The organism is Nostoc sp. LEGE 12447 (genome assembly GCF_015206985.1).
GTDB lineage: Bacteria > Cyanobacteriota > Cyanobacteriia > Cyanobacteriales > Nostocaceae > Nostoc.
In genome coordinates, this window is record NZ_JADEXT010000095.1 from 1 (window position 1) to 11178 (window position 11178).

The following is an 11178-nucleotide window of genomic DNA, read 5'->3' on the forward strand; positions in this document are numbered from 1 at the left end:
GTTTGATCTTGTTCTCTGGTCAGAAAGACCCTTAAACGGCTGCCCATATCTCTGTTACCTTCGTAGACACATTATACGTATTTACTTATCTTTACACAGTTTGGTTTTTCCACCTCGTTCTACTTATTAGTTATCAAATTATTGTAGAAAAACATTGTGGACACCTTATTTGCAATTCTCAGCCAGGACTTGGTTCAGAATTTATAATTAAGATTCCTCTGCACCCTATCAAATAAAGTTTTAAGCAATATTTTTCGACATTGAAACTTTTATCAAATCCCGGTGTAATACTCCAGTTCTGGGCTTACGCCTGATACAAAAGCTCAAAAATATAGACTACAATACTCATCGAGTAATAGCTATCCTTGGTGGCTCAGATACTCCCATGCTCCCGATTAATGTCTATTCTGTTCAGCAAATCGAAACTCTGCTTAAGTACCTCAATGAAGACAGATAAACACAGATGTAATGGCAAGAAATAGAAAAACCGCCTTCTTCAGATGAAGAATCGTTGACAGATGCTCAAAGGACACAGGGGCGGCGCGAACAATATAATTTCTACCTCTGCCATAAGGTATTGGCACAGATAAAAGCACTTTCAATCGTCTATTCCACGAATGACTAATTACGTGTAACTACTAACTAAATATTGATGTGACGTTGGGCATTGAGTCTCTCTACTAAACAAGGTAGCCTAATTAAAAGGAGATTCTGAATCGATTTTATAGATGCAGCTACCGCAAGAAGAAGCCGATTATTTCTTTAGCCTTTTTAAACCCCTATTGGTTTACACAAATCAAAAATTCCAGATAACCCCTGGTATAAAAAAGCCAGAGGACATAGAAAGGTATCCTTTTGAGTCAACAGTAAAAATTCGAGATAAACTTTACCAAAATCCCGAACTTTTTGATAGATTTATTCAAGAAAATACAGACAATTTATCGCCGGAAAATATTTCTATTATTCAAAGTTGGAAAGGCTTTATTCCAGGGAAATTTTTTGTTTTTCGTTACTTGAAGAAGTATACAGTTTTTCTGACTAATGATGAGCCTCCTAAAGCTTATGGAGTTCTGTCCTTATATAGCCCATTTGAAGAAATAGTTGGTTCAAGCCTCCCAAGATTAGTTGAGACAGTGTTGCTACCTTTCAAGGATAAAATTGTCTCAGATGGTATATTTAAGTCTTCTAACATTTTTTTTGGCCGTGGTGTACAGGGTTCACTTAAAGAAAATTATGAGTTAGCGAAGACAAGGTTTGGTATTATAACTTCCCTAACCGCCTCTGTGTCAGAAATTGAATCGCCTGAAATTGCTAAGTTAAAGACTTATTTAAAAAGTCAAAAAAATTTAGAAGAACATTGGAATGAAATACGGATTCTCAAGGAGAAAAGCTCCGAGCTAAAGCACCTTTACTACCAAGAGGTAGGTAAGATATATGCAAAAAAATATAGCAAGCAATGGCGAGAAATAGGTTTAAATGATGTCTGGTTTGCTTTTTTTGAGGCTATGCCGATTGCTAGTGGTAAAACCCAAGTTGATGTGGAACGAACAGTAAAACAGATTCTTCCTAAACCACAACAAAAATTTGTGTACTATTTTCATCTCAAAGGTAAATGAATTTATAGGCATTTTTAAGAAAACCAATTAAGAAACAGGATTTATTGACTTGCTTAAAACATGATGCCTATAGGGTTATCGGTATTTCTGAAGATCCCCACGGGAAAACTGGGATACAGGTTAGGCGAACACTGAGAAATGAGTCGAGCAAGATGTTATCCAAACAGGTGATAACTCTTACACTACCAAGATTACATCTTCACCAATAACGTTATTGGTGGCGAGTCTACCTCGTAATTGGTAATGGTGTGCGATGCAGTAGCACTCACACTTCGGGTACTGGCAGATTGAGTTTCACAGATAAAAATCTTAAAGCTCCATGCTAAGTTGAGCCTGTACTGATCTGGTTAATCTGTTTTCATCAATGCTTGTAACTGGGCCAGTAATTTCTCTATGCGAACTTTTTTCTTAGGGTCATCCCAAACCTTAGCCTTTTTAAGTTGCCGGAAAGTTTCATCGGCACGCTGTTGAAGAGATGAAGACTCTCCAAGAGATGCTGAATCGGGTTCTGACTGTTGCCACTCTTTAATCTTCTGCTTGATTTCATTTAACGATAATTTATTTGTAACGGCCACACTTAGCAGTTCTTTTCTCTTGTCCTCATTTGCTACCCGTGAGATCGCTTTAGCTTTGCTAGCTTCCAATTTTCCAGAGCGCAATACCTCTAAAATGTCGCTAGGCAGGTTGAGTAATGGGAGGCGGTTGCTGATAAATGAGTCGAGTTTAATATTGCCCAAAGAGGCGAGAACCTCTTGCACAACCTGGATTACATTTTCACCAATAACGTTATTGGTGGCAAGTCTATCTCGTAATTGGTTTTGTATGCGATGCAATAGCACTGACACTTCGGCTACTGGCAGATTGAGTTTCATGGATAAAAGTCTCAAGACTCCATCAGCTTCTTCTAGGTCAGTCAACCCAGAACGAGCAAAATTTTCAATTAAAGCAATCTCCAGAGCTTCTTCATTGCTAAGTTGTTTGACAACTACAGGGACTTCTACCAGCTTCAGAATATGAGCAGCTCTGTAACGCTTTGCCCCTGCTACCACTTCATGCTTGTCACTGCCAGGGATGGGGCGAACTAGAAGTGGCGCAAGAATGCCATTTTTTCTGGCAGTAGCAACAATTTTTTCAACTTCTTCAGGGTCGATGTAATACCTTAGTTCCTCGGATGGCAGAACAATCGAGTTTAAAGGTATGGAGACTGTGGACTGTTGTCCCTCGTCCCTAAAAATAAAATCCTCTACCATTCGTCTACTTTTTGACATTGGCTACCTCTAAGGCTTCAGTGAACAGTGCCTCAAAGTCCTGAGCAGCGCGTTTGGCTGTTGCTCCACCCAGCCCCCAAACAGTAGTTCCTTGCCCTGGCGCATCAGCAATCACCTGAAGGTCAAATAACATTGACTTTAGCAAAGGAAACCCTGTGTTTTTGGCATCTAAAGCTCTTTGAGCATCTTTGAGTAACACAGTTCCTTTCTTAGCTTGATTTAAAAATAAACCTACATTCGGCATCCCTCCTCGTAATTCTCTTGCTTGACGCAAAATCCTTACCATCTTTGATGTACTGTGCATATCTAGACCAGATGGCTTACAAGGTACTAGAGCTAAGTCACATCTGGACAAAATTGCTTTTGTTGTCTCGCTGAGACTACCGGGGCCATCCACAACCACAGCTGAATACTGTTCTGCCAGCGTCGGAAGTTCGTCAAAAAGGTCGTCCGGGTCTATCATCGTTTTACAAGGTAACTGTAAATCTTTCATCCAGTTAGTGCTGCTTTGTTGCGCGTCGGCATCTACAACAATCACCGTTCCACGCTGGCTCAACCAGTATGCAAGATGCCCAGCTATTGTAGTTTTTCCCGCGCCCCCCTTTTGATTCGTTAACCCAATGATCATGATTTTTTTGAGTTTTGTGCAAAATGTACCACTAAAAATAATGCTTTCCTATGACTCAATCTCAACCTTCACTGCCCCAACCCCAACTCGAAAGAGATGGTATTACCTCTGAACAGTATCTAGAATTTACCCCAGAAAAGTTGGAACTGAGTGACGGATATCTCGGCTATGGTGGACGTGTCATTATACGCTTTGCTCTTGTGACAATGGAGTCAAGGATTAGCAAGGTTTTTGAGAGGCATGACTGCATAACCTTCAAACGAAGTCGGGGCTGGGATAAGAAAAAATTGATGATTTTGTAGTCTAAATATTTGCAAAAATTCTGAAATCTACTGTCTCATGCGAGTAATCATGCCTACTGCTATTCATCTTTAGGCGTTAGATATCCGCGTGTTTTGTTGAGATAGTAATCACGCAGTATATTTTCTATATTCTGAATTAAATCTTCCCTTAATTTTTCATATTGTTCTGAATCTATATTATTTTCTCTAAATAAAAGACCAAAACCATTATATGAAGAGTCTTTTTGTGCAATTTCTTTAGAGTTTAGTACCATTTCAGCAATATACTCAGCTATTTCATAATCAAAATTTTCAGGTAAAGTAATAGAATTTTCAGGGATATCAAGTATATTCTCGAACTCTTTGTTAAATTCCATATAATTCCCTAAATGTTGCCTTATCTGCCTTATTCTTCCACAACAACTGTAGTTCTTCTTCCGAGTTTTATCATTATCTTTGTACTTTTATATACACAAATCAGCTCTTGGCAGTATGAGCGCGACGGGCGGTTATGCTATCGCTGTAACGCACCTGTTGAGAACAATAAACGCCTTTATTAGTTCTGAAACTACAATAATTGAAGAAGCAATTATTTGGTGAAATTGTGATGCAATCAATTTTCTGGAGTGTAGAAGAAGTAGCCCTAAGAGCTAAACAGTTTTACGAAAACGGTATTCGTCAAAATGTCGAATCTGGTGACAATATCGGCAAGATGATTGTGATTGATGCAGAAAGTGGTGAATATGGGATAGATCCAACTGGTGTAGAGACAGCATTAAAGTTAAAACAGAAAAACCCTAATGCTAGATTGTTTACTATACGGATTGGTTATGATGTTGCTGTAAGTTTTGGTGGTGCAATGGAGCGTACTGCTGAATGATTTATGGAAAAGTAATCGATGGTAGGGCAATAGTTCCAGTGGTTTTTCGTTTACCTTCGCAGCCAGATTTTAACTTGGATTTTGTCATTGATACTGGATTTAATGACCATCTTACTTTACCATCACAGGCAGTCAGTGCAATGAATCTTCCCTTATATTCTAGTACCGAAGCAAGGTTAGCCGACGGTAGTCAAGCTTTATTATCTATACATTTGGCAACAATTTTATGGGACGGGATAGAAAGATTAATTCCAGTTTTAGCTGCTGGTTATAAACCTTTGCTTGGGACTTCTCTGATGGCAGGATATCATCTAGAAATAGATTTTCAAGACAATGGTTTAGTTTCCTTAAAGAAACTCTAATCGATTAGTTATTGTTTTGCTTGGTTCGGAATTATCAGAAGAAGTTCAATTGTCTACCTTCATTAAATGGTAACTGAGTCTAACTGATGAGGAATTAGCTTTTGATAATGCCCGACTATACTTTTGCAGAATGCTGACAAGAAAGAAGTTACGGAAAGATTATGATTCCAGTAGAATATTTGAGGATAAAGGAAAAGGTAAGACAGCTTGCTCGTCAAAGAGGCGTAACAGCAATTGATAGCTGCTACATTAGTCTAAAGTTAGAAGAAGAGCGCCCAGATTGGGGATTAATTGGGGGGATATTTTACCCAGATCACCTCGAAGAAGAGATAACGTCTCAAGAAGAAACTCTTACAAAAATTGCAGACAGCCTAGATATTTGGCTGGCGTTGGTTAGAGCTAATAGTGTTGTTGCATCTTTGAGAAGAAAAGCACTCTCAACCAAAAAAATAGAAGATATCAGACACTACCTCGATGTTCAGAGCGTTTCATCTACGGCTACTGTCAACCATTAGTAATCTGGCACTTTTGGTGCAGGGCGGTGCTGGCAGCCAGGGCATTCTCCCAGAACTTATATAGAAATTAATATAGACAAAGCCTATATACAAACTTACTCCGGCAAGTACCAACTGCGATCGCTCTATCTTGGCATGGGCAAAGGATATCTGGTGGTTTGTAAACTCTAGTTCCGCCAAGGATCGCAACTTAAATACCAACAGTTCTCATCGTCCCAAACCCTGATTCTCTGGTGAATATCCACCCTACAAGTTACCCCAGTTAAGTCAAACTTATCTTTCCAGCACCGAAAAATTCTCTACACAGGGCGATTGATAAAGATAGCTTATATAAAGGGGTGAGCAGCTTATTTAATCGTCTATACACGCTTCTATACCCCACCCCTGGTTGATAGATGGTTGCGATCAGTGAGTGATATCAACTGTGAGCGACAGATTTTGGTGCTTTCCACAGCCTGTTGCTTTGGGACTACCATTATGTACATCAGTATCTACTAGTTTCTGAGCGATGAAGTTGGTTTGCGTAACACTACCCCTAATAGTAGTTTTACTACTTCTGTGATTAACAGCTTCGGGGTAGAAGACTTTTGAAGATAGATATGAAACCCAAACGCCAGAGCCTTTTCAGAGGAATTATCTTCAACACTGCCAGTAAAAGCAATTGCCGGAATTTCTCTTTTTTGTGGATGCGTAAGTGTTCTAACTTTCTGTATTAACCAATACCCAGACTTTTCTGGCATAGCAATATCACTTATTAAAAGATCCACCGGGAATTGTTTAATGATTTCAAATGCTGCCGCAGCTGATGATGCGGTCATCACATGAATTCCATAGCTTTCAAAAATATAGCTAATTAGAATCAAGATATCGTTTATGTCATCTACCGCAAGAATTGTCAACCCTTTAAAGATATCTATATCATCTTCAAGATGCAAATCAAAAAAATTATCTGACACGATCACAGAGCCTCCCTAGTTGCTTGATCAATTTTTAGGCAAAATTGGTCAAGTGAGTATATTTTTGGGAGCTTGCTAATCAAGCCCCTTTATCTATGAAGTTACTGTTGTTATTTAGCTAGAAGCATTGATTCAATGCGACAAAAAGTTTGATATTTAAACCTCAAGCAAGTAATTACAATTAAATGACTAACAGCAATCTTCGTCGAGTCGTGTTGTATGTTCCACACTGTCTCAATTAAGTTTGTGCAAGGCATTCTCAATGCAGCGCGTGGTGTCAACTTACAGCCGGAGGCGCTCTTGGCTGCCATTGGACTCGATGCATCCATCCTTGAAAATGCTGATGCCCGAATTTCCCGCGAACAGTATTATGCTCTCTGGCAAGAGATTGTTCATCAGTCTGGCGATCGCTATATTGGTTTACATCTACCAGAATTTAATGTCCCCGCCACCGGGGATATACTTGGCTATGTGATTAATAGCTGCACAGACGTGGCTGAAGCGTTGTCAAGGATAGTCCGATACTCGGAATTGTTACACACAGGTATCAAGTTCTTTCTGAAAACCGAAGACAACGTAACCCAACTGACTAGTATTACTTTCGGACTACCTCAACCGCCTGTGGTTTGCGTTCAGTGGGGTTTAGCAAGTATCGTCGTTGCTGTTCGCAGGATAACTGGACTAGATTGGGTGCCAATCCAAGTCAACTTTCCGATCTCAACACCAGAAGATATTTCTGCTTACCGCTGTTTATTTCGCGCTCTGTTAGAGTTCAATCAACCAACAGCGGAAATTTTATTTGATGTTGCTTTTCTTGGGCAACCAGTGTTGAAATCAGACCCTGGCCTATGTAGCATCCTTGATCGCTATGCTGAGGATTTGTTAGCTCGATTACCACGAAATGAAACTCTTGTAGACAGAGTACTTCAGCTGATTAGTGAAGGACTGCGTACTAGTAACCCTAGCTTGGAAGCGATCGCTCATCGTCTAGGATATACTCCTCGCACTCTGCAACGCCAACTTAAAAAAGCCGGAACTTCTTATCAAGAACTGTTAGACCAAATGCGGCAGCAGTTGTCCATTTACTATCTCCAAGAACGCCATATCGCCATCTGTGAAGTTGCCTTTCTCCTTGGCTTCTCAGAAACTAGCGCCTTCTATCATGCCTTTAAACGTTGGACAGGGACTACACCAGGCGAGTACCGCCGTAGTGTACATCTCTCGTTCCCAGCTTAACTTTTGCTTTTGGTTCCTTTATGACTTACGCACACTCTCTGCATCCTCGATCAAAACTAGCAGTATAATCGTAGTTTTTTCACTAAAAAGCGCTTCTTGAAAGGCTTGCCTCACCTTACTTTCAGCCTTGGAGTACAATTAACCCGGTTTGGCACGGTGATGCCGTGTTGGCTATTTGAACCGCAGGCATCGCTTTGGGGCAGAGTCCCCAGTATTCTTGTGCTACCAAAATTGATATCAATTTCGATATCAAAGCAGCAATTTTACAGACTACCACAGTGCTAATGATACTTAGTGACTTACGCAACAAGTGGCTATTGCTATATCTTGTGTAAACACACTTGGCAAGAACATTGTATGCAATGATATTCGTTATTGGAAAGCTACATTATCAATAACGAGCTAGTAAGCATTTATGCCTAATCAGCCAGGTTGGGGGGAATTGATCAAGGTTGAGTTGGAAGCGTGTTTAGATGCACCGATCGCCAGATATTTTGACGCGCAGCTTCAGGGCGACCCGGATGTGTTGGCGCAACTCTTGGCAGATAAGCGCAACCCCAATACTCGGCGTGCTTATGAGAAGGATTTGAGAGATTTCTTTCTGAAGATGACGGGCTTACCGCCAACTGGTGATAGCGTGCTGGAGTTTTTGCACTTGCAGCGAGAGCAGGCGGTGATGGTGGTGCTGAAGTACAAGGCGATGTTGATTAAATCTGGGTTGCGGGAGGCAACCATCAATCGGCGGCTGGCGGCGATTAAGTCGTTGGCGAAAATGGGGCGGAAGTTGGGAGTGTGCAACTATTCCCTGGAAGATGTGTCAGGCGAGAAGGTATTGGCTTATCGGGATACGCGGGGTGTTGATAGCAAAGCGATATCTATTGTAATTCAGCAATTTGATAGGGAGACTTTGATTGGTAAACGCAACTATGCAATTTTTCTGGTGCTGTGGGGTTTAGCGTTGCGTCGCCAGGAGGTATGCCATCTTAATGTGGGGGACTTTGATTTTTATGGTCGCAAGTTGAGAGTTTTGGGGAAGGGTAAGGGAACGAATGAAGAGTATTTAGATATGTCCAAGGATGTGGCTCATGCTCTTGCAGATTGGTTAATTGCGCGAGGTGATTTGAATCCCAATTTCCCAATTTTTACAGCATTAGATTTCCATAACGAAGGGCATAGATTGACTACGGATGCTGTCTATAAAATAGTTGCTGCTGCTTTTAAGGCGGTGGGGGTGAAGAAACCCATGTCTCCGCATAGGGTCAGGCATTCGGCGATTACGGCGGCACTTGATGCAACTGATGGGAATATCAGAAAGGTGCAGAAGTTGAGCCGTCATGCTGACCCGCGAACGCTGATGATTTATGATGACAACAGGAATAAAGACCTGTGGGAGATGTCGGAATTGTTAACGAGTATGTTGAAGGATTCGGATCAATAAAAATTAATATATTGACTAATTAGAGGAGATTTATATTATTTAATAACTGGTAATTAAATATGTTTGATAAGATATTTTTACGGAACTTATCAAATCACCTAGAAAACCGTTTATAAATCCAAATAATTCTCAAGGGTAGGAGTATGAAATCAGATGCATTAGAGCTATGTCATCAAGAGTTTAAAAATAATTCCGTGAGGTTTTTGTTAGCAATCGCAATTGAGCCTGGATATTTTCAAAGCTTTGAAGAGATAATGCAGGCTGTCTCGCTTGAAAGCGCTATCCCATACAAAGATTTAGCATCTTATGAAAAGGACTTTATTCGTGGCTCTTATGAGGTTTATGAAAAGGCTTGTGCTGAGGCTGACCGACGAAAAAATGGGGAAGTTCCTAACTAGAAAAGAGTTTGATAAGCTTGGCTGAAGCCAAAAAATTTCTCGGAGTGCTTTAAATCCTTGGACAGGAAATCAATCATGATTATTGATACATTAATTTTAGTAGTTTTAAGTATCAAGTGACGAAAAGGTAATTTGGTACACGAATCTAATCAAAGCATGGATTTATACAATGAGAATTACTGAGATTTACGTGAGGAATAATTGTTTAGTATTTTGTACCGATGATGGATGTAAATCAATTTATCATTTATCAAATATTGTTGTAGACACAGGCTTATCAATAGATTCGCTCTCTGCCGAAAAACTCCCAGAGTCAAGAGTACAAGAAATTATTGAAGCTGAAGGCGAACAAATATCAATAATTGAAATCAAAGGCTCAATTGGTAGATTAGAAAATGCTGAAAATTGCCTGGATGCTAATTATAATGAAGCTGCTCATAGCTGCTCTTATTGGTTTTCCGGGCAAATAAACAATATTTTAAATCAACTTTTTAGTTAACTTGGTGAGTTGAAAAGGGAATTACGCAATGACAGAGGCTTTTAGTATTTATGTCGTCAAATCAGAGGGGATTGAAAAATGACATCCCAAATAGCTGACATAAATTTTCGCTTATAAAACCGAAATTACTTACCCAGAAGGAGATGATATCCACTTAATAGAAGGGCGAGTTTGGGAATTAGATCAAAATCTAGAATTAACCACTGAAGATATTTTTGAGATTGTGTGTCAAGAATATAACCTAAATGCTGAGTTGATAGAAAAAGAACTAAATTGTAAATGTCCATTTGCATTAACTGGCTTTTTAATGGAGTTAGAACGGACAGAAGTTTCCTATTATTTGAAAATTGAATAAATGGTTGAGGGAGAATAAATATGCTTGTCATGAATAATGACTTTATTGACCAGCTACGTGAAGAATTAGATATTTGGGATAATTCTCCAACGGAGTGTGATGGGCATAGCAAAGTTATCTCTACTATTTTATTTAATAAGGGTATTGAACATATAATTTGCTGCGGTTCATTCCAATGGATTGGGCATGGTCAAGTGTCACCGCATTATTGGATTGAGTTGCCGAGTGGGAACCTAACAATTGATTATCGAGCCAGAATGTGGTGTCGTGTTATGGAAAATCCACAATTAGTTGATGTAGAAGTTCCGCACAGTATATTTAATCCTGCATATTGGAATCAGGTTCAATACACCAAGATACAACAACAGATTCCAGAAGAATTCGGCGTACCTCTAGAAGACTGGTTGTTTAAAATCTTAACTGTATCTATTTAAGGGCTTTAGATGGTGATGCTTGATATTTAAACTAAATTGTTTAGTTTGCGCTTGGTGACAGCTTCGCCAGTTCTTCCTTAGGTTCCAAATATGGACTACTTAGTTGCAATAGAGCCTGTTGAATCTGCTGGTCGGTTGCTAATTCCATTGGGCTGATATCTTCATTCAGAACAAAAATGGGCTTATAAGTAAGTCGGGGAGAAAATTTATAGGTATGTAACAAATGATTAAGCAGAAGAATTAGAGTTAAATCTTACACGTTGCGTACTGTAGTTCCCCTTTTCTCCTCTTCTTTGAACTCCATCAATCACA

14 protein-coding genes are annotated in these 11178 nt (G+C 39.7%); 10 read left to right on the forward strand and 4 right to left on the reverse strand.

Going from position 1 to position 11178, the window contains the following annotated elements; genetic code table 11:
- Positions 1-782: 782 nt before the first annotated feature.
- The gene (locus tag IQ274_RS35600) at positions 783-1616 is read left to right on the forward strand and encodes a hypothetical protein (RefSeq protein ID WP_228058619.1); all 834 of its coding nucleotides are present in this window, start codon (positions 783-785) and stop codon (positions 1614-1616) included.
- 347 nt (positions 1617-1963) lie between these two features.
- On the opposite strand, the gene IQ274_RS35605 is transcribed toward IQ274_RS35600, so the two are convergent.
- The gene (locus IQ274_RS35605) at positions 1964-2884 is read right to left on the reverse strand and encodes a ParB/RepB/Spo0J family partition protein (protein ID WP_194145155.1); all 921 of its coding nucleotides are present in this window, start codon (positions 2882-2884) and stop codon (positions 1964-1966) included.
- Positions 2871-3512, reverse strand: coding sequence for a ParA family protein (locus tag IQ274_RS35610; RefSeq protein ID WP_194145156.1), 642 nt, complete (start codon positions 3510-3512; stop codon positions 2871-2873). The genes IQ274_RS35605 and IQ274_RS35610 overlap by 14 nt, the downstream gene beginning before the upstream one ends.
- 50 nt (positions 3513-3562) lie before the next feature.
- On the opposite strand from IQ274_RS35610, the gene IQ274_RS35615 reads away from it, so the two are divergent.
- On the forward strand, positions 3563-3814 hold the full coding sequence (locus IQ274_RS35615; protein ID WP_194145162.1) for a hypothetical protein: 252 nt from the start codon (positions 3563-3565) through the stop codon (positions 3812-3814).
- Positions 3815-3873: 59 nt separating this feature from the next.
- On the opposite strand, the gene IQ274_RS35620 is transcribed toward IQ274_RS35615, so the two are convergent.
- Positions 3874-4170: a hypothetical protein gene (locus tag IQ274_RS35620; protein WP_190735663.1), complete on the reverse strand. Its 297-nt coding sequence runs from the start codon at positions 4168-4170 to the stop codon at positions 3874-3876.
- 230 nt (positions 4171-4400) lie between these two features.
- Between IQ274_RS35620 and IQ274_RS35625 the strand changes: the two genes are divergently transcribed.
- The 3 genes from IQ274_RS35625 to IQ274_RS35635 all read left to right on the forward strand — a co-directional run bounded on the left by IQ274_RS35625 (position 4401) and on the right by IQ274_RS35635 (position 5550).
- A complete protein-coding gene (locus IQ274_RS35625; RefSeq protein ID WP_194145157.1) occupies positions 4401-4673 on the forward strand; it encodes a hypothetical protein in 273 nt (90 codons plus the stop codon).
- The gene (locus IQ274_RS35630; RefSeq protein ID WP_194145158.1) at positions 4670-5035 is read left to right on the forward strand and encodes a clan AA aspartic protease; all 366 of its coding nucleotides are present in this window, start codon (positions 4670-4672) and stop codon (positions 5033-5035) included. Before IQ274_RS35625 ends, IQ274_RS35630 begins: the two co-directional genes overlap by 4 nt.
- A gap of 161 nt (positions 5036-5196) precedes the next feature.
- Positions 5197-5550: a hypothetical protein gene (locus tag IQ274_RS35635; RefSeq protein WP_194145159.1), complete on the forward strand. Its 354-nt coding sequence runs from the start codon at positions 5197-5199 to the stop codon at positions 5548-5550.
- A gap of 494 nt (positions 5551-6044) precedes the next feature.
- On the opposite strand, the gene IQ274_RS35640 is transcribed toward IQ274_RS35635, so the two are convergent.
- Positions 6045-6506 (reverse strand): response regulator, encoded by a 462-nt coding sequence (locus tag IQ274_RS35640; RefSeq protein ID WP_194145160.1) that lies wholly within the window; start codon positions 6504-6506, stop codon positions 6045-6047.
- A gap of 219 nt (positions 6507-6725) precedes the next feature.
- Between IQ274_RS35640 and IQ274_RS35645 the strand changes: the two genes are divergently transcribed.
- From IQ274_RS35645 to IQ274_RS35665, 5 genes are all read left to right on the forward strand, one after another.
- Positions 6726-7742 carry an AraC family transcriptional regulator gene (locus IQ274_RS35645; RefSeq protein WP_194145161.1) on the forward strand — a complete coding sequence of 339 codons (1017 nt, stop codon included), beginning with the start codon at positions 6726-6728 and terminating at the stop codon, positions 7740-7742.
- Positions 7743-8157: 415 nt separating this feature from the next.
- Positions 8158-9180, forward strand: a complete 1023-nt coding sequence (locus tag IQ274_RS35650) for a tyrosine-type recombinase/integrase (protein ID WP_163934510.1) — start codon at positions 8158-8160, stop codon at positions 9178-9180.
- Positions 9181-9323: 143 nt separating this feature from the next.
- The gene (locus IQ274_RS35655) at positions 9324-9578 is read left to right on the forward strand and encodes a hypothetical protein (RefSeq protein ID WP_163934507.1); all 255 of its coding nucleotides are present in this window, start codon (positions 9324-9326) and stop codon (positions 9576-9578) included.
- A 169-nt stretch (positions 9579-9747) separates the two neighbouring features.
- A complete protein-coding gene (locus IQ274_RS35660) occupies positions 9748-10077 on the forward strand; it encodes a hypothetical protein (protein WP_163934505.1) in 330 nt (109 codons plus the stop codon).
- A 375-nt stretch (positions 10078-10452) separates the two neighbouring features.
- A complete protein-coding gene (locus IQ274_RS35665) occupies positions 10453-10866 on the forward strand; it encodes a hypothetical protein (RefSeq protein ID WP_175586885.1) in 414 nt (137 codons plus the stop codon).
- The last annotated feature ends 312 nt before the right edge of the window (positions 10867-11178 follow it).

Excerpts from the sequence above, each read along its gene's own strand:
- IQ274_RS35605 (WP_194145155.1), bottom strand. The coding sequence starts at position 2,884 with ATGTCAAAAAGTAGACGAATGGTAGAGGATTTTATTTTTAGGGACGAG.
- IQ274_RS35610 (WP_194145156.1), bottom strand. The coding sequence starts at position 3,512 with ATGATCATTGGGTTAACGAATCAAAAGGGGGGCGCGGGAAAAACTACA.
- IQ274_RS35615 (WP_194145162.1), top strand. The coding sequence starts at position 3,563 with ATGACTCAATCTCAACCTTCACTGCCCCAACCCCAACTCGAAAGAGAT.
- IQ274_RS35620 (WP_190735663.1), bottom strand. The coding sequence starts at position 4,170 with ATGGAATTTAACAAAGAGTTCGAGAATATACTTGATATCCCTGAAAAT.
- IQ274_RS35625 (WP_194145157.1), top strand. The coding sequence starts at position 4,401 with ATGCAATCAATTTTCTGGAGTGTAGAAGAAGTAGCCCTAAGAGCTAAA.
- IQ274_RS35630 (WP_194145158.1), top strand. The coding sequence starts at position 4,670 with ATGATTTATGGAAAAGTAATCGATGGTAGGGCAATAGTTCCAGTGGTT.
- IQ274_RS35635 (WP_194145159.1), top strand. The coding sequence starts at position 5,197 with ATGATTCCAGTAGAATATTTGAGGATAAAGGAAAAGGTAAGACAGCTT.
- IQ274_RS35645 (WP_194145161.1), top strand. The coding sequence starts at position 6,726 with ATGTTCCACACTGTCTCAATTAAGTTTGTGCAAGGCATTCTCAATGCA.
- IQ274_RS35650 (WP_163934510.1), top strand. The coding sequence starts at position 8,158 with ATGCCTAATCAGCCAGGTTGGGGGGAATTGATCAAGGTTGAGTTGGAA.
- IQ274_RS35655 (WP_163934507.1), top strand. The coding sequence starts at position 9,324 with ATGAAATCAGATGCATTAGAGCTATGTCATCAAGAGTTTAAAAATAAT.
- IQ274_RS35660 (WP_163934505.1), top strand. The coding sequence starts at position 9,748 with ATGAGAATTACTGAGATTTACGTGAGGAATAATTGTTTAGTATTTTGT.
- IQ274_RS35665 (WP_175586885.1), top strand. The coding sequence starts at position 10,453 with ATGCTTGTCATGAATAATGACTTTATTGACCAGCTACGTGAAGAATTA.